This is a genomic window from Stenotrophomonas geniculata ATCC 19374 = JCM 13324 (genome assembly GCF_001431625.1).
GTDB lineage: Bacteria > Pseudomonadota > Gammaproteobacteria > Xanthomonadales > Xanthomonadaceae > Stenotrophomonas > Stenotrophomonas geniculata.
This window is the reverse complement of the sequence record NZ_LLXT01000094.1, coordinates 66,629-83,177: the sequence shown is the minus strand read 5'-3', so window position 1 is coordinate 83,177 and position 16,549 is coordinate 66,629. Positions and strand designations below refer to the sequence as shown.

The 16,549-nt window shown below is 64.8% G+C and carries 15 protein-coding genes; 9 read left to right on the top strand and 6 right to left on the bottom strand.

The annotated features are described in order from the left end of the window. Positions 1-312 precede the first annotated feature (312 nt). On the top strand, positions 313-768 hold the full coding sequence (locus tag ARC63_RS08445; RefSeq protein WP_057503021.1) for an REP-associated tyrosine transposase: 456 nt from the start codon (positions 313-315) through the stop codon (positions 766-768). Between the two features lie 102 nt (positions 769-870). On the opposite strand, the gene ARC63_RS08440 is transcribed toward ARC63_RS08445, so the two are convergent. Beyond that, positions 871-1,536, bottom strand: a complete 666-nt coding sequence (locus ARC63_RS08440) for a response regulator transcription factor (RefSeq protein ID WP_005420420.1) — start codon at positions 1,534-1,536, stop codon at positions 871-873. Between the two features lie 121 nt (positions 1,537-1,657). Further along, positions 1,658-3,601 (bottom strand): acetate--CoA ligase, encoded by a 1,944-nt coding sequence (gene acs, locus ARC63_RS08435; protein WP_049413195.1) that lies wholly within the window; start codon positions 3,599-3,601, stop codon positions 1,658-1,660. 245 nt (positions 3,602-3,846) lie between these two features. Here acs and ARC63_RS08430 point away from each other — a divergent pair, with 245 nt between their 5' ends. Together ARC63_RS08430 and ARC63_RS08425 are read left to right on the top strand one after the other, a co-directional pair. Further along, positions 3,847-5,274, top strand: a complete 1,428-nt coding sequence (locus ARC63_RS08430; RefSeq protein ID WP_057503020.1) for a DcaP family trimeric outer membrane transporter — start codon at positions 3,847-3,849, stop codon at positions 5,272-5,274. Positions 5,275-5,384: 110 nt separating this feature from the next. Beyond that, on the top strand, positions 5,385-7,046 hold the full coding sequence (locus tag ARC63_RS08425; protein WP_057503019.1) for an MFS transporter: 1,662 nt from the start codon (positions 5,385-5,387) through the stop codon (positions 7,044-7,046). A 255-nt stretch (positions 7,047-7,301) separates the two neighbouring features. Here ARC63_RS08425 and ARC63_RS08420 read toward each other — a convergent pair whose 3' ends face one another. The 3 genes from ARC63_RS08420 to ARC63_RS23175 form a co-directional block, all read right to left on the bottom strand. Continuing rightward, positions 7,302-7,946, bottom strand: a complete 645-nt coding sequence (locus tag ARC63_RS08420) for a hypothetical protein (protein WP_057503018.1) — start codon at positions 7,944-7,946, stop codon at positions 7,302-7,304. 44 nt (positions 7,947-7,990) lie between these two features. Next, positions 7,991-8,602, bottom strand: a complete 612-nt coding sequence (locus tag ARC63_RS08415) for a hypothetical protein (protein WP_057503017.1) — start codon at positions 8,600-8,602, stop codon at positions 7,991-7,993. 99 nt (positions 8,603-8,701) lie between these two features. After that, a complete protein-coding gene (locus tag ARC63_RS23175; RefSeq protein ID WP_139042397.1) occupies positions 8,702-9,142 on the bottom strand; it encodes a hypothetical protein in 441 nt (146 codons plus the stop codon). 1,509 nt (positions 9,143-10,651) lie between these two features. Between ARC63_RS23175 and ARC63_RS08405 the strand changes: the two genes are divergently transcribed. Both ARC63_RS08405 and xth read left to right on the top strand, forming a co-directional pair. Further along, entirely contained in the window at positions 10,652-12,061 is a 1,410-nt protein-coding gene (locus ARC63_RS08405; protein ID WP_057503015.1) for a coniferyl aldehyde dehydrogenase, read from the top strand. A gap of 170 nt (positions 12,062-12,231) precedes the next feature. After that, the gene (gene xth, locus ARC63_RS08400; RefSeq protein ID WP_019337933.1) at positions 12,232-12,999 is read left to right on the top strand and encodes an exodeoxyribonuclease III; all 768 of its coding nucleotides are present in this window, start codon (positions 12,232-12,234) and stop codon (positions 12,997-12,999) included. An 81-nt stretch (positions 13,000-13,080) separates the two neighbouring features. Here the strand turns inward: xth and ARC63_RS08395 are convergent, their stop codons facing one another. Further along, positions 13,081-13,332 (bottom strand): GlsB/YeaQ/YmgE family stress response membrane protein, encoded by a 252-nt coding sequence (locus ARC63_RS08395; RefSeq protein WP_005411656.1) that lies wholly within the window; start codon positions 13,330-13,332, stop codon positions 13,081-13,083. 84 nt (positions 13,333-13,416) lie between these two features. Here ARC63_RS08395 and ARC63_RS08390 point away from each other — a divergent pair, with 84 nt between their 5' ends. The 4 genes from ARC63_RS08390 to ARC63_RS08375 all read left to right on the top strand — a co-directional run bounded on the left by ARC63_RS08390 (position 13,417) and on the right by ARC63_RS08375 (position 16,527). Beyond that, entirely contained in the window at positions 13,417-14,016 is a 600-nt protein-coding gene (locus ARC63_RS08390) for a 4'-phosphopantetheinyl transferase family protein (RefSeq protein WP_057503014.1), read from the top strand. A gap of 39 nt (positions 14,017-14,055) precedes the next feature. Next, complete coding sequence (rsmG, locus tag ARC63_RS08385; RefSeq protein ID WP_057503013.1) at positions 14,056-14,694, top strand: 16S rRNA (guanine(527)-N(7))-methyltransferase RsmG; 639 nt, start codon at positions 14,056-14,058, stop codon at positions 14,692-14,694. A 112-nt stretch (positions 14,695-14,806) separates the two neighbouring features. Beyond that, positions 14,807-15,604, top strand: coding sequence for a ParA family protein (locus tag ARC63_RS08380; protein ID WP_010482381.1), 798 nt, complete (start codon positions 14,807-14,809; stop codon positions 15,602-15,604). After that, positions 15,604-16,527 (top strand): ParB/RepB/Spo0J family partition protein, encoded by a 924-nt coding sequence (locus ARC63_RS08375; protein WP_049413186.1) that lies wholly within the window; start codon positions 15,604-15,606, stop codon positions 16,525-16,527. The genes ARC63_RS08380 and ARC63_RS08375 overlap by 1 nt, the downstream gene beginning before the upstream one ends. The last annotated feature ends 22 nt before the right edge of the window (positions 16,528-16,549 follow it).

The window sequence follows — 16,549 nt, the reverse complement described above, 5'->3', positions numbered from 1 at the left end:
GTGGTACCGCACCACGTTGGCTTGCCTACATCGGCGGTCCTCAAAGGCCGCTAGATCCCTTATCGACGTTAAGGTGCGGGATGGGGATCGCTCGGCTCGTCTGTCGGCTGGTACCCGCAGATATCATGTTGACGGTCCCTCCACCCTGGCTCCTACATACTTGGTAGGAGCCGGGAGGAACATACAAGCCCATGCTCGGCTGCTTCGCGCGCCAGCCGAGCATGGGCTCGGCTCTACCTCAGGGTGTTGGCTGACAAGCATTGCGGTGTTGCACTGATGGAAGGGCTGTCATGCGTGCCATAGCCTCTTCGCGTGGCCAGTCCCGCACTCCGCTTTGGTCGCTGGTCGCAGACCGGCAATGTCTACGCGATCACGGCTGTGACACGCGCACGCCGTCCTTGGTTCGACGACAAGGCCAACGTCGATCTGCTGATCGAAGCACTGCGCACCGTAGAGCGAACGGGGCGGACCTCCTCCCTCGCCTGGGTGGTGATGCCGGATCATCTGCATTGGCTGTTCGAACTCCGTACCTGCACGCTTGCCGGCTGCATGCAGATCCTCAAATCACGGAGCGGGCGTTCCATCGGCAGGCGCGCTGATGCCAACGCGCCGATCTGGCAGCCGGGATACTACGACCACGCGCTGCGCAGCGATGAATGCCTGCACACGCAGGCGGTGTATATCGCGGCCAATCCGGTGCGTGCTGGGCTGGCCACGCGCATCGGGGAATACCCCTATGGGTGGAGTCGATGGCCGCTTGAGGAGTGATTGGTATTGAGGCAAAGAGCAGCCGAGCGTGGGCTCGGCTCTACAGGGGCATCATGACGTCTGTAGAGCCGAGCCCATGCTCGGCTCCATAGTCGGTCACAATCAATCTTCTTCCGGCGGCAGCACGATGGCGTCGTCGTCGATGGCCAGCTTGCCGGCCATCAGCACGGCCTGGGTGCGGTTGGTCACGCCGAGCTTGCGCAGGATGGCGGTGACGTGGGCCTTGATCGTTGCTTCGGAGACGTTGAGGTCGTAGGCGATCTGCTTGTTCAAGCGGCCGGCGCCGAGCATCTGCAGGACGCGGAACTGCTGCGGGGTCAGCTCGCGCAGGCGCTGGCCGACTTCGCGTTCTTCGCTGCCGGTGGGCGGCACGTTGTGCGCCTCCGGCGGTGCCCAGGTCTCGCCATCGAGGATGGTGCCGAGTGCATGGCCGATGGTGTCCGAGTCGGCCGATTTGGGAATGAAGCCGAGCGCACCGTGGTCGAGCGCGCGACGCATCACCGTGGCTTCTTCGCGCGCGGACACCACCACCACCGGCAGCTGCGGATGCAGTGAGCGCATGTGCACGAGTGCGTTGAAGCCCTGCGCACCCGGCATGTTGAGGTCCATCAGGACCAGGTCGGCGTCGTTGTGCTGATCGGCCAGCGCGTACAGTGCTTCCACGCTGTCGGCCTCGAACAGTTGTACGCCCGGGATGACCCGCTGCACGGCCCCACGCAGGGCTTCGCGGAACAGCGGGTGGTCATCGGCAATCAGGAGGGTGGTCATGGGTCGAGCTTATCGATCAGGAAAAAGAGCGACGTGATGGCAGGTGCAGGACGGGTCGGACGCGGCCGGGTCCCTCCTCCCGGCCACGTCCCTGGCGCGTCCTGCGCCTGCAGTCACGCCATCAGCGCACCTTGCGCTCGTCCACCAGCGACGCCACCACCGACGGATCGGCCAGGGTCGAGGTGTCGCCGAGCTGGTCCGGCGCGTTCTCGGCGATCTTGCGCAGGATGCGGCGCATGATCTTGCCCGAGCGGGTCTTCGGCAGGCCCGGCGCCCACTGCAGGTGGTCCGGCGTGGCGATCGGGCCGATTTCCTTGCGTACCCACGCGACCAGTTCCTTCTGCAGTTCGTCGCTCGGCGCTTCTTCGGCCACCAGGGTCACGTAGGCATAGATGCCCTGGCCCTTCACGTCGTGCGGGAAGCCGACCACGGCCGCTTCGGCCACCTTCGGGTGCGAGACCAGCGCGCTTTCCACTTCGGCGGTGCCGATGCGGTGGCCGGACACATTGATCACGTCGTCAACGCGGCCGGTGATCCAGTAGTAGCCGTCTTCGTCGCGGCGGCACCCGTCACCGGTGAAGTAGCTGCCCGGGTAGGTGCGGAAATACGTATCGATGAAACGCTGGTGGTCGCCGTACACCGTGCGCATCTGGCCCGGCCAGGAGTCGCGGATGATCAGGTTGCCCTCGGTCGGGCCGTCCTGGATCTCGCCATCGGCATTGACCAGCGCCGGCTGCACGCCGAAGAAGGGCAGGGTGGCCGAACCCGGCTTCAGATCCATCGCACCGGCCAGCGGCGAGATCAGGATGCCGCCGGTCTCGGTCTGCCACCAGGTATCGACGATCGGGCAGCGGCTGTCGCCGACCACCTCGTAGTACCAGCGCCAGGCCTCCGGGTTGATCGGCTCGCCCACGCTGCCGAGCAGGCGCAGCGACGCGCGCGAGGTCTTCTTCACCGGTTCCTCGCCTTCGCGCATCAGTGCACGGATGGCGGTCGGGGCGGTGTAGAAGATGCTCACCTTGTGCTTGTCGATGACGTTCCAGAAGCGTGAGGTATCCGGGTAGTTCGGCACGCCTTCGAACATCAGCGAGGTCGCGCCGTTGGCCAGCGGACCGTACACGATGTAGCTGTGGCCGGTGACCCAGCCGACGTCGGCGGTGCACCAGTAGATGTCGTCCTCGCGCAGGTCGAACACCGCTTCATGGGTGTAGGCCGCGTACAGCAGGTAACCGCCGGTGGTGTGCAGCACGCCCTTCGGCTTGCCGGTGGAACCGGAGGTGTAGAGGATGAACAGCGGGTCTTCCGCGTTCATGCGTTCCGGTTCGCAGGTGGCCGGCTGGCTGTCCACCACATCGTGGAACCAGCGGTCGCGCGGGGCCTGCATGTCCACCGCGCCGCCGGTGTGGCGCACCACCAGTACGGTTTCAACCGTGTTCGTGCCCGGCAGCTTCAGCGCGGCATCGACGTTGGCCTTCAGCGGAATCCTGCGGCCACCGCGCAGGCCCTCGTCGGCGGTGATGATCAGCTTGCTCTGGCAGTCACTGACGCGGTCGGCAATCGAGTTCGGCGCGAAGCCACCGAATACCACCGAGTGGATCGCACCGATGCGGGCGCAGGCCAGCATGGCCACCGCGGCGTCGACGATCATCGGCAGGTAGATGGTGACCCGGTCGCCCTTCTTGACGCCGAGGTTGCGCAGCGCGTTGCCGAGGCGGCAGGTGCGCTCGTACAGCTCGCGATACGTGACGTGCTGGGCCGGTGCATCCGGGCCGTCCGGCTCGAACAGCAGGGCGGTCTTGTCGCCGCGCGTTTCCAGCTGGCGATCCAGGCAGTTCACGCTGGCATTGAGTTCGCCATCTTCGAACCACTTGATGTGGAAGTCGGACAGGTCGTAGCTGACGTTCCTGATCTTCGTCGGCTTGCGCATCCACTGCAGGCGCTCTGCCGCCTTGCCCCAGAAACCATCCGGGTCGGTCACCGAAGCCTGGTACTGCTGTTCGTACGACGTCTTGTCGATGCGTGCCTTGGCGGCGAACTGCGGATCGACGGGGTAGATATCAGCCATGGCACCCTCACTTGCACGTTGACTTTGTGTGTGCGGTCGCAGCATCGCAGCGACCGATCCCCCTCAGTTTGCCCCATCCACCCCCGGTCGCGTCACCACTCTGGTTAGACCATGGTCGAAAGTGAGCGCCCAGCAGGGCCGGGTTCGACCAATGGCGAATAGCCGCTATACATAATCGCCCCGCAGTCTCGGCTCGACCGTGCCCCACGCGCGGCATCACCTTGCCACTTGGGAGAGAGGGCAACATGAGCCACCGTACGTTGAAAGCCGTGCGCACACCTTTGGCGGCCTGCCTGTTGGTCGCCCTGGTCGCACCGGGCATGGCGTTCGCAGAGACCGCCAAAGAGAAGGCGCTGGAAGCACGCGTTGCCGAACTGGAACGCCAGGTCCAGCTGCTGCTGTCTTCGCAGCAACAACAACAGACCCAGATCAGCCAGACCCAGCAGGCCGTAACCGAAGTCCGCACGGTGCAGGCCGAGCAGAAGCCGGTCGCACAGGTGCCGGCCGGCAAGCAGCCCATCCAGGTCACCACCCTCACCCCGGGCGCGGCGCCGGGCACCACGGTCAAGACCGGCGGCTTCATCAAGGCCGACTTCCTGGCCACCCAGACCAGCGATGGCCAGCTGGCCGACGACGCCACCGGCCGCTCGCTGTACCTGCCGGGCCAGACCCCGGTGGAAGGCGCTGGCGGCAGCGGCAAGCGTTCGGGCACCGACTTCAATGCCCACGCCAAGTTCTCGCGCTTCAACCTGGGCATCGACAACGTGAGCGAATCGGGCAACAAGGCCGGTGCGTTCTTCGAGATGGACTTCTTCGGCAATTCACTGGGCAACCAGACCGCCACCAATACCTACGGTGTGACCCTGCGCCACGCCTACATGTACTGGAACAACTGGATGGCCGGCCAGACCTGGTCCAACTTCATGGACGCGGCCGCGCTGCCCGAGGCGGTCGACTTCGTCGGCCCCACCGATGGCGTGATCTTCGTGCGCCAGGCCCAGGTGCGTTACACCCAGGGTGGCTTCAGCGTCGCGCTGGAAAACCCGGAAACCACCACCCTCACCGGTACCCGCAACCCGGTCACCGGGGCATGGACCAACGCCAGCGCCAACTCCGACCGTGGCAGCCTGCCCGATCTGACCATGCGCTATGGCTGGAAGGGTGATTGGGGCACCTTCGGTGTCGGGGGCATCGTCCGTCAGCTGAAGGTCGACAACCAGGCCACCGGCGCCAAGGCCGACAAGGTGGCTGGCGGCCTGACCCTGGGCGGCAAATGGGTGATGGGTGACAGCGATTCGCTGCACTACCAGCTGACTGGCGGCGAAGGCATCGCCCGCTACATCGGCCTGGGCATCACCGCCGACAGTGCCTATGACGTGGCCCGCGACGAACTCAACCCGACCGGCGTGCTTGCCGGCTACGTGGGCTGGCGGCATGCGTTCTCGCCGAAGTTGCGCACCAACCTGATCTACGCGCGCAGCGACTACGACAACGACAGCATCCTCGGCCCGCTGGTAACCAAGAGCGTGCAGAGCATCCGCGGCAACATCTTCTATTCGCCGCTGCCCAAGGTCGATATCGGTGCGGAGCTGATGTACGGCCGTCGCGAAGTGGAGAACGGCAACAAGGGTGACATCACCCGTCTGCAGTTCACCACCAAGTACAGCTTCTAAAGCAGTGCCGACCAAGGTCGGTACCTACAGAGATTGCGTGCCGGCCAGCGGCCGGCACCTACCGAATTGAGTGCCGACCAAGGTCGGCATCTACCGAGGGAAAACGCCCCATGTCCAGCACACCCAGTACCGCACACAAAGCGGGCACCCTGACCAAGGGTCACAAGAAGGTCATCTTCGCCTCGAGCCTCGGCACGGTGTTCGAGTGGTACGACTTCTTCCTGTACGGCTCGCTCGCGGCCATCATCGCCAAGCAGTTCTTCAGTGGCGTCAATGAAACCACGGGCATGATCTTCGCCCTGCTGGCGTTTGCCGCCGGCTTCTTCGTGCGTCCGTTCGGCGCGGCCTTCTTCGGCAGCCTCGGCGACCGCATCGGCCGCAAGTACACCTTCCTGGTCACCATCCTGATCATGGGCATCTCGACCTTCCTGGTCGGCGTGCTGCCCAACTACGCTTCGATCGGTTTTGCCGCACCGGTGATCCTGATCATCCTGCGCCTGGCCCAGGGCCTGGCGATGGGCGGCGAGTACGGCGGTGCCGCCACCTATGTGGCCGAGCACGCACCGGACGACAAGCGCGGCCTGTACACCAGCTTCATCCAGTGCACCGCCACGCTGGGCCTGTTCCTGTCGCTGCTGATCATCCTGGCCTGCCGCATGACCTTGGGCAACGAGGCGTTCGAGGCCTGGGGCTGGCGCATTCCGTTCCTGGTGTCGATCCTGCTGCTGGGCATTTCGGTATGGATCCGGCTGCAGTTGAGCGAGTCGCCGCTGTTCCAGCAGATGAAGGCTGAAGGCAAGGGCTCCAAGACCCCGTTCCGCGACAGCCTGAAGGGCGGCAACCTGAAGCTGATGTTGCTGGTCCTGCTCGGTGCAGCGGCTGGCCAGGCCGTGGTCTGGTACGGCGGACAGTTCTACGCGCTGTTCTTCCTCAGCAGCATGCTGAAGGTCGATGCCACCACCTCCTACCTGCTGATCGCCGCAGCGCTGGCACTGGGCACGCCGTTCTTCATCTTCTTCGGCTGGCTGTCCGACCGTATCGGCCGCAAGAAGATCATCCTGGCCGGCTGCCTGCTGGCCGCCGTCACCTACATCCCGATCTTCAAGGGCCTGACCCACTTCGCCAACCCGGCCATCGAAGAAGCCCGCAGCAGCTCGCCGGCGCTGGTGGTGGCCGATCCGGCTACCTGCTCGTTCCAGTTCGATCCGGTGGGCCTGCGCAAGTTCACCAGCTCCTGTGACGTGGCCACCGCCGCGCTGACCAAGGCCGGTGTGCCGTACGACGTGCAGCCCGCCGCCGCCGGTTCGCTGGCGATGGTGAACGTGGGCAGCGCCAGCGTCACCTCGTATGAAGCCGCGGGCCTGACCAAGGAAGAAGGCAAGGCCAAGGCCGACGCGTTCGGTGCGGAACTGAAGACCGCCCTGACCACCGCCGGTTATCCGGCCAAGGCGGACGGCGCCCGCATCAATATCGCTGGCACGATCTTCATGCTGTGGCTGCTGGTGCTGTACGTGACCATGGTCTACGGCCCGATCGCCGCCTACCTGGTCGAACTGTTCCCGACCCGCATCCGCTACACCTCGATGTCGCTGCCGTACCACATCGGCAACGGCTGGTTCGGTGGCTTCCTGCCGGCGATCTCGTTCGCGCTGGTTGCCGGTACCGGCAACCTGTACTACGGCCTGTGGTACCCCATCATCATCGCGCTGATGTCGGTGGTGATCGGTGGCCTGTTCCTGCGCGAAACCAAGGACGTGGATATCACCCAATAACCGGCGTGCCGACCAACGGTCGGCACCCACCGGGTTTCAGGGGCCGTGGTGCAGACCACGGCCTTTTCGTTTCCCTGTAGCGCCGAGCCATGCTCGGCGACCGCGCAACGCGCGGCACAAAATTCCGCAGATGCGAACAGACAGCGTTCAATGCCGTAATCGCGGTTGAAAAGTATCCGAAGCCACACCTCGTATCGCTCCCATCGCGATAGGCAGGGCAAGCTAGAGCCTGGTGCAGTCGATCAACAGTCGGCTCTACCCGCCGTACAGCGCCTTCCTCTGCGAGGGAGTGACGTCAAAGATCCCCGCATCGATCACCTTCCCGTAGTGGTCCCTGTTGCCTGGACCTGGCGGGTCGCAGCGAAGCAGATTGTCGAGGGAACCATCGGGTGCATCCGATGGACTTAGGCGGGCTGAGGCATAGTCCTCCGCAGTGGGACGCACCTCAGAAGGGTGCAGGTCAGGAAGGGCGGGAGATACCCAGGCGCCAGCGTCATTGAATTGCCCTCCACAGAATTGCCCGGTCTGACGCGCGAACAGGCAGCCGCTTCGTGTGTCGATGAAACCGCAGTACTGCCTTTCATGCAGAGAACGGCGTCCATCCGGCATACCAACCTCACCGGATTCCACGTCAGTGACAAGCACATACCGACCGTCAGGGGACGTCGCCGGATCGGGGTCGTACTCGAACAGGGAGTAAGAGCGCTCGCCCAGTACCATGCGGCGCACCAGCTTGCCCTGCTTCATCACCGACAGGTTCCGGTAGCGACCATTCTCCTCGCCGTCGTATCGCAGTGTGATGCTGCTGCCAGCGTGAACCCATCTCCCGCTGTCAGCCTTCGCATCCTCTGTTGAAGCCAGTGTTGCGAGCACGGTGAAGATCAAGCTCAGCAAATTCATTCTCCAGGAAACCGTCTTTTACATGCGGGAGCATGCGATGGGCATCAGGGGCTTGTGGTAGCCACTTCCGCGCATTCACCTTCCTCCGCCAGCCGTCGCGTCGAGAACTCCTTGATGCAGAACAATCGCTGTTCACTCTCATCGCCTGCCTGCCCAATCTTCCTGCGCAGCTGGTCGGCTCCCGGGCAACGCGCAGCGCGGGCGACAACGAGGTTGCACACAGGAACGAACGGGAAGTGCACCTGATGGCGTGGGATGTTCAGCTTTCTGTCCCAGATCTCGAACGGAAAGAGCACATGTAACAAGCCATCTGCCGCTTCATCCTCGCTTGGTCGCGTGAGGGCGACATCCGGTGCATTCTTGAGCAACGTCGCATAGGCGTCCAGGAAGCGACGGCCCCGGCGATCGTGCTCTGCTGGCGTCTCTGCCCGCCGCAGGGCCGCGTAGTAGGGAAAAAGCCGCTCTGCATCGGGTACGTTGCAGGTGATGCCACGTGGTTGCGACTGCGTATTGCCAAGTCCCGCTGACCTGCATGGGGTACGCTTCAGTCGCTCCTCCAAAGCAGCCAGCACCCGATCGATGGTGGCGCCAGAGGTGGGCTCACCGTCCAGCTCGCCCACAAGCGACAGCCAGGCTGTCGCCCACCATCGGGACATACTCGCGCTTTGTATCCTGCGCGAAATGGCCATTGGGCGGCGGAGGGGTAGTCGACGCTTCAGACAGAGACAGTGCTAGGGCCATCACGAGAGCCACCATCATCGATTGCACACCAGATCGCCAATGGAATCAGGCTGCAGGGCGATGGAGCACCACCTGATCACCTTGCGTCCCCTTCGTGAGGGAGTGAATTCCACTTCTACATCCAGACGGTCATCGTGGAAATCGAGTGTCTTGAAGTCGACCAAAGCGAAGTCGCGATCAAAGCGGGCCTCGCCGAGCGAGCAGATGAACTTTTCGCGATCGGGCTTGCTTGGATGGCCGAGCCTAAAGGACTGAATTGTCAGGCATGGATTGTTGGCGATTACGAGATACCTGAAGGAACGCTCCCGAACAATTGCCCCTTCAGCCTTCGTGACTTTTGAATAGTCGATGTGCCGCTCCGATGCTTTGGCGGGGCTACCCGAAAGGGTTGACGCAGCGTAAAGAACAATCCATGGCGTGGTCAGTAGTACACGCTTCCATACTCGAGTGAACATTCCAGATCTCCGATAGACCTATTTCCGATTTCAATTGAACAAGGTCTCACTTCATGGCCGCTACCGCGAAGTTTGATGAATTCGATCTCCAGTGATAGTCGGTCTGGCTCAAAGTCGACCCTCCACACGTCGACAAGCGCGAAGTCACGGTGAAAGTGCATCTCCCCGAGCGAACAGATTGTCTTCTGGCGAACGAGTCCTTCCATGTTCGCGCCTTTGAAGATCTGAACCGTGATGCAAGCCGAGTCCTCCGCGAGCAAGATGTAACGCACCCATTGCCCCGTCACTCTTTGGACACCGACCATTCCCACCTTCTCGTATTCAATAGGCGGAGCTGAGGCTCCGGCCGAAAAGGCCATCAGCATCAAGCCGCCTAGAACGGTGGGTATCCCTCGCATCACATCCTGCTCTTCGGCACGTCAGACATGCACACTGGTAGACATGACGCTGCTCGACAATGAAAGAAGTACGAAACTGGGCATCTTCGTACTGTTCTGAGACGAGATGACGTGTTTGGCTGAGCTCTGGAGAGGGCCTGTCGGGTAGAGCTGACAATCGGTGACGCATATGACCACTAGCTCTTACGCCAGCGTCTTCCTTAACATGGATAATCCATTAATCGGCACGGACCATGCACAGCCTATTTCTTGCAGCGGCCATCGCGGCGGCAGCGCCGGCCGCCAATGCATCAGTACAGGTAGTCACCGGTATGGTTCCAGGCGTGCGGGATGGAATGGACTCTGCGCAGATGCGCTCGACGCTTCCAGGTGATCCTCGGGTAGTGAAGGATCTCATCGCCGAGAATCGACACGGTCGTGTCCAGATAGAGCGAAGATCACCCACGATCCAGGATGCATGCGAGACAGAGAAGGTCTGGTAGTCCTGGAACAACGCCGTGCCCGGCGCAACGTTAGTAACCTGCGACTGCAGTTGCACTTCGCATGACAATTCCGGATGGCTTGTCGAAACAGGATTGAAGGATGCTTCGCCTCGGGTGCGTCGCGTCACTCTGGGCAAGGTTTCCAGTGTCGCGGAGTTCAATCGTTACGGTGAGCGAGTTCCGGACATCCTTGCGTCGCATCCTTGGTGCACAGGCACTAAACCGAGAACACCGATCAATGCCGTCTTCGCGACCTTGGTGAAACAGCCTTCCGAAGTGGGTGATGCACCCTACTGCTTTACACCTTACTTCATCGTTGGCACCCGAAATGCCCCGCTGAGGATGACTCCAATGTCAGGTGAAATGTTCTCTGATGCCCCAGCAGCAGAATCTGCGCTGATTGCGAAGGAGGTTGAAATCCTGCGAGGATCTTGGCAACAGCTTGATTCTGAGTAAGGCACAGAAAGAGAGGACGCGGTGTGGATCGTGGCCTTTCTGTATGTGGCTGGGAATCGCGGGGGAATGGGTGGGTAGAGTCGACTATCGCGCGCAGCGCGGGGTTTTGAGGTGTCCCGCCAAGAGCAGTCGGCTCTACCGTTACATGGCGCAGCACCCCGTATAGTCGGCCCATGACCACCACCGCCCCAGCCGACCTTCCCGCCATCCTGCACACCCTGCGCAGCGCCTGGCAGTCGCAGCGCCCCACGCTCGACCAGCGCGAAGCCGACCTGCGCCGCCTGCGCGAAGCGCTGACGCCACGCCTGGACGAAATGGCCACGGCCATCGCCGACGACTTCGGCCACCGCGCCCACACCGAATCGAAGCTGGCCGATGGCATGAGCGTGCTGTCGGCCATCGACCACCTGCGCCGCCACCTGCGGCGCTGGTCGAAGCCGCAGCGCGTACGGGCCGGCTGGAAGCTTTGGCCGGCGCGCGCGCAGCTGCGGCCGACGCCACTGGGTGTGGTCGGGGTGATCTCACCGTGGAACTACCCGGTCACGCTGGCGCTGGTGCCGTTGGCCACCGCGATTGCTGCCGGCAACCACGTGCTGCTGAAGCCGTCCGAACACACGCCGCGTACCAGCGCGTTCCTGGCCGATCTGCTGGCCAGCGTGTTCCCGCCCGATCGGGTGGCGGTGGTGCAGGGCGGGGCGGATGTGGCTGCGGCGGTGTCCTCGCTGCGGCTGGACCATCTGCTGTTCACGGGCTCGACGGCCGTGGGTCGCAAGGTGATGGCTGCCGCTGCCGAGCACCTGGTGCCGGTGACGCTGGAACTGGGCGGCAAGTCGCCGGCCATCGTCTGCCGAGATTTCCCGCTGGACAAGGCCGCCGCGCGGCTGGCCACCGGCAAGTGGTTCAACGCCGGCCAGACCTGCATCGCGCCGGATTACGTGCTGATCGATACCGCGCGCCAGCGCGAGTTCGTGCAGGCGCTGCAGCAGCAGGTGCGCGAGCGCTATGGCGACTTCAGCGATGCCGACGATTACACCCGCATCATCAATGAAGGCCAGTACCGGCGCCTGCAGGGCTATCTGGCACAGGCGCGGCAACGCGGCGTGCCGGTGATTCCGCTGGCGCAGGTGGATGAGGTGCGCGCCGACCGCGAGCGCCTGCTGGTGCCGACCGTGGTGCTGGACCCGCCGGATGACCTGGAGCTGATGCGCGAGGAGATCTTCGGGCCGATCCTGCCGGTGCGCGCCTATCCGGATCTGGATGCCGCATTGGCCGACGTGCTGTCGCGTGACCGGCCGCTGGCGCTGTATCCCTTCAGCCACGACACGGCGACGGTGGAGCACATCCTCGGCCAGGTGGTGGCGGGCGGGGTGACCGTGAATGACACACTGCTGCACTTCGCCGCTGATGGGCTGCCGTTTGGCGGGGTTGGCGCCAGCGGCATGGGTGCATACCACGGCCGGGCCGGGTTCGACGCGATGAGCAAGCGGCTGCCGGTGCTGTGGCAGTCACGCTGGGCGACCAGTGACCGGCTGCGCCCGCCGTACTCGAAGATTGCGGGGTTGTTGAGGCTGTTGCTGCGGTGAAGCCACGCATGGCGTTGCTCTACGGAATCAGCGCCCGATTCTTCTGTAGAGCCGAGCCCACGCTCGGCTGCTCCTGGCTGGGTGCCTGATCAATGCAGCCGAGCGTGGGCTCGGCTCTACACGGGAATCCGGGCCGACGCCCATCCTAGCCACCCGGTTAGAATGCCCGCATGAAGATCGCCTCGTGGAACGTCAATTCGCTCAATGTCCGCCTGCCGCACCTGGAGCAGTGGCTCAAGGATTTCGGCCCGGACATCGTCGGTATCCAGGAAACCAAGCTGGAGGACCACAAGTTCCCCGATTCGGCGCTGATCGCCGCGGGTTACCGCAGTGTGTTCGCCGGCCAGAAGACCTACAACGGCGTGGCGCTGCTGTCGCGTGAGCCTGCGCAGGACGTGCAGATCGGCATTCCCGGCTTCGAGGACGAGCAGAAGCGCGTCATCGCCGGTACCTTCGGCGACCTGCGCGTGATCAACCTGTACGTGGTCAACGGCCAGGACATCGGTACCGACAAGTACGACTACAAGCTGCGCTGGCTGGAAGCGGTCCATGCCTGGATCGCCGAAGAGCTGCAGCGCCACCCGAAGCTGATCGTGATGGGCGACTTCAACATCGCCCCGGACGCACGCGACGTGCACGACCCGGCGGTGTGGAACGACAACCACATCCTGACCTCCACCGCCGAGCGCGGCGCATTGAACAAGCTGCTGCAGCTGGGCCTGCACGATGGCTTCCGCCTGCACAACGACGAGGCGGGTACCTTCAGCTGGTGGGATTACCGCGCCGCCGGCTTCCGTCGCAACCTGGGCCTGCGCATCGACCTGACCCTGGTCTCCGATGCGCTGAAGAGCGGTGCGGTGGCTTCGGGCATCGACCGCGAGCCGCGCACCTGGGAACGCCCGAGCGACCATGCGCCGGCGTGGGTACAGTTGGGTTGAGTTGAGGTAGCGCCGGGCCATGCCCGGCGAGCGCAGCGGCGGCAGGGTGACGCCGGGCATGGCCCGGCGCTACCCCCCAGATCACCGTATGCTCTTGCGGGTGAACAGGTTGACGATCGCCAGCAGGATCACCGCACCGATCAGCGAGAACAGGAAGGTGCGGATGGTGATCGCTTCGTTGATGCCACCGCCGAACAGCCAGCCGGAAATCAGCGCGCCGACGATGCCGACCACGATGTTGAGGATGATGCCCTGCTGGGCATCGCGCTTCATGATGATGCTGGCCAGCCAGCCTACGATGCCGCCGACGATCAGCCAGATGATGATGCCCATGATCGAACCTCCGGTGGGGAACTGTGACCAGTTGACGCGCAGGGCTGTGAACCCGTCGTGCAATTGCGTGACGGGCGCGTGCGGATGAGCCTGCCAGCCACCCTCGATGGCCCGTGGCGCTTCGGCCCGGTGACGGTCTGGCGGCGTCCGCACGTGCCGGGCCAGCGCGGTGAACCGCAGGCGCGGCAGGTGCTGGCACAGGCATTGGGTGCCGACCCGGAGACGCTGCCGCTGGTCCGCGATGACAAGGGCCGGCCGGAACTGAGCGGCGCACTGGCCCACTACGGCACCAGCTGGAGCCACAGCGGCGAGGTGCTGCTGGTGGCGCTGGGCGAAGGTGTGCGGCTGGGCGTGGACCTGGAACTGCTGCGGCCGCGGGCCCGCCTGCTGGAGATCGTGCAGCGCTTCTTCCACCCCGAGGAGGTGGCCTGGCTGGAAAGCCTGGACGAGGTCGGGCGCGAGCACTGGTTCTTCCGCGTGTGGTGCATCAAGGAGGCCATCCTGAAGGCGCATGGACAGGGCATCTCGTTCGGCCTGCACCGCCTGCAGCTGGCGCCGGGGGCCGATGGCGCCCTGCACCTGCGCTGGTGCGACCCGGAACTGGGCGAGGCCGCGCGCTGGCACCTGCACGAATGGCAGGCCAGCGGCCAGTTCCGTGCGGCATTGGCCTGGTATCCGCACTGAAGCGGGGAATCAGCGCGCAAAACCGGCGATAATGCCGGCATGAGCGAACACCCACTTCCCGCCAGCGTGGCCGCCACGCTGGAACAGGGCCTGGCCAGCATGGGCCTGGACGCCGCATTGGCGCCGCCGCTGCTGCGCTACCTGGCCCTGCTGCACCGCTGGAACGGCACCTACAACCTCACCGCCATCCGCGATCCGCAGGAGATGGTCACCCGCCACCTGCTCGACTCGCTGGCGATGCAGCGGTTCGTGGCTGATGGCAGCCTGGCCGACCTCGGCACCGGCCCCGGGTTGCCTGGCATCCCGCTGGCGATCGCCTGCCCGGGCCTGCAGGTCACCCTGGTCGAGAGCAACGGCAAGAAGGCGCGCTTCATGCGCGAGGCCGTGCGCCAGCTGGGTCTGGACAATGCCCGCGTGGCCGAATCGCGCGCCGAGGCGCTGGACGAGGCCGGCCGCTACGACCAGCTGACCGCGCGCGCGATGGACACCCTGGCCGGTATCGTCCGCGTTGGTGGCCACCTGCTGCGCCCCGGCGGCGTACTGCTGGCCATGAAGGGCGTCTACCCGCATGAGGAGATCGCGGACCTGCCGGCTGGCTGGCAGGTGCGTGAGGTGACCCCGTTGAGCGTGCCCGGCCTGGCCGGCGAACGCCACCTGGTCACGGTTACAGGCCCCTGATTCCCGCCGCCAGCCCTTTGTGGAACAACGGGTTGGCGATTCACGATTTCCGCAAGGGGCCGGTTGTACGCATAATGACCGGTCCCAGCACACGTCGACGAGGCACACCCGCATGGCCCGCATCATCGCCATCGCCAACCAGAAGGGTGGCGTCGGCAAGACCACGACCGCCGTCAACCTGGCCGCTTCCCTGGCCAACGCACCCAAGCGCGTGCTGTTGGTCGACCTGGATTCGCAGGGCAACGCGACCATGGGCAGTGGCGTGGACAAGCGTGAGCTGGCCGCTTCCACCTACGATCTGCTGCTGGGCGAGTCCAGCGCCGCCGACGTGCGCGTGCAGACCGCCGAAGGCTACGACCTGCTGCCCGGCAACATCGACCTGACCGCCGCCGAGATCCAGCTGATGGCGCAGAGCGAGCGCGAGCAGCGGCTGAAGCGCGCGCTGGCACCAATCCGCGACGAGTACGACTACATCCTGATCGACTGCCCGCCGGCGCTGTCGCTGCTGACGCTCAACGCGCTGGCCGCCGCCGATTCGGTGATCGTGCCGATGCAGTGTGAGTACTACGCGCTGGAAGGCCTGAGCGCGCTGGTGGAAACCATCGATGCGCTGCGTGCCAACCTTAACCCGGCGCTGGAGATCGAAGGCGTGCTGCGCACCATGTTCGACGTGCGCAACAACCTGGCCAACGCGGTCTCGGCCGAGCTCACCGAGCACTTCGGCGACCGCGTGTTCCGCACCATCGTGCCGCGCAACGTGCGCCTGGCCGAGGCGCCCAGCCATGGCCAGAGCATCGTCGGCTACGACCGCGCCTCGCGCGGTGGCGTGGCCTACCTGGGCCTGGCCGGCGAGATCATCCGCCGCAACAACGAACGCAACAAGGCCACCAAGGCCGTGGAGACCGTCTGATGACCAGCAGCAAGCCGGCAGCCAAGAAGCGAGGCCTCGGCCGTGGCCTGGATGCGCTGCTGGGCCCGAAAGGCGCGGTCAGTCAGGTGCAGGCCACCACCGCGGTGATCGAGCCGCTGCCGGGTGAAGTGCTGCGCAAGCTGGCCGTGGGTCAGTTGCAGCCGGGCAAGTACCAGCCGCGCCGCGAGATGGACGAGGGCAAGCTGTCCGAGCTGGCCGACTCGATCAAGTCGCAGGGCGTGATCCAGCCGATCCTGGTGCGCCAGCTGCCCGCCGGCAACTACGAAATCGTCGCCGGTGAGCGCCGCTGGCGCGCATCGCAGCTGGCCGGCCTGGACGAAGTGCCGGTGGTGGTGCGCGAGCTGGAAGACCGCACCGTCATCGCGATGGCGCTGATCGAGAACATCCAGCGCGAAGACCTCAACCCGCTGGAAGAAGCCGAGGCGCTGCAGCGCCTGATCAGCGAATTCACCCTGACCCATGCCGAGGCCGCCGAGGCCGTCGGCCGCTCGCGCGCGGCGGTGTCCAACCTGTTGCGCCTGCTGGAGCTGCCGGTGGCGATCCGCCTGCTGCTGGAAACCCGCCGCCTGGAAATGGGCCACGCCCGCGCGCTGCTGACCCTGGCCCCCGAGCTGGCCGGCAAGCTGGCGCAGGAAGCGGCCGATGAAGGCTGGTCGGTGCGCGAGGTCGAGCGCCGTGCGCAGGCCTTCGCCGCCGGCAAGGTGCCGAGCAATCGCCCGGTCGCCACGCCGAAGGTGCAGCAGGCCGACATCGCCTCGCTGGAAACCGAACTGTCCGAAACGCTGGGCGCCAAGGTGGCGATCAGCCACGGCCGGGGTGGCAAGGGCAAGCTGATCATCCACTACACCGACCTGGATACCCTGGACGGCGTGCTGGAAAAGCTGCGTACGCGCCAGGGCTGAGCCCGGCGCAGCGCCAGGGGAT

Excerpts from the sequence above, each read along its gene's own strand:
- ARC63_RS08425 (WP_057503019.1), top strand. The coding sequence starts at position 5,385 with ATGTCCAGCACACCCAGTACCGCACACAAAGCGGGCACCCTGACCAAG.
- ARC63_RS08380 (WP_010482381.1), top strand. The coding sequence starts at position 14,807 with ATGGCCCGCATCATCGCCATCGCCAACCAGAAGGGTGGCGTCGGCAAG.
- acs (WP_049413195.1), bottom strand. The coding sequence starts at position 3,601 with ATGGCTGATATCTACCCCGTCGATCCGCAGTTCGCCGCCAAGGCACGC.
- ARC63_RS08415 (WP_057503017.1), bottom strand. The coding sequence starts at position 8,602 with ATGTCCCGATGGTGGGCGACAGCCTGGCTGTCGCTTGTGGGCGAGCTG.
- ARC63_RS08430 (WP_057503020.1), top strand. The coding sequence starts at position 3,847 with ATGAGCCACCGTACGTTGAAAGCCGTGCGCACACCTTTGGCGGCCTGC.
- ARC63_RS08420 (WP_057503018.1), bottom strand. The coding sequence starts at position 7,946 with ATGAATTTGCTGAGCTTGATCTTCACCGTGCTCGCAACACTGGCTTCA.
- rsmG (WP_057503013.1), top strand. The coding sequence starts at position 14,056 with ATGAGCGAACACCCACTTCCCGCCAGCGTGGCCGCCACGCTGGAACAG.
- ARC63_RS23175 (WP_139042397.1), bottom strand. The coding sequence starts at position 9,142 with ATGTTCACTCGAGTATGGAAGCGTGTACTACTGACCACGCCATGGATT.
- ARC63_RS08375 (WP_049413186.1), top strand. The coding sequence starts at position 15,604 with ATGACCAGCAGCAAGCCGGCAGCCAAGAAGCGAGGCCTCGGCCGTGGC.
- ARC63_RS08405 (WP_057503015.1), top strand. The coding sequence starts at position 10,652 with ATGACCACCACCGCCCCAGCCGACCTTCCCGCCATCCTGCACACCCTG.
- ARC63_RS08440 (WP_005420420.1), bottom strand. The coding sequence starts at position 1,536 with ATGACCACCCTCCTGATTGCCGATGACCACCCGCTGTTCCGCGAAGCC.
- ARC63_RS08390 (WP_057503014.1), top strand. The coding sequence starts at position 13,417 with ATGAGCCTGCCAGCCACCCTCGATGGCCCGTGGCGCTTCGGCCCGGTG.
- ARC63_RS08395 (WP_005411656.1), bottom strand. The coding sequence starts at position 13,332 with ATGGGCATCATCATCTGGCTGATCGTCGGCGGCATCGTAGGCTGGCTG.
- xth (WP_019337933.1), top strand. The coding sequence starts at position 12,232 with ATGAAGATCGCCTCGTGGAACGTCAATTCGCTCAATGTCCGCCTGCCG.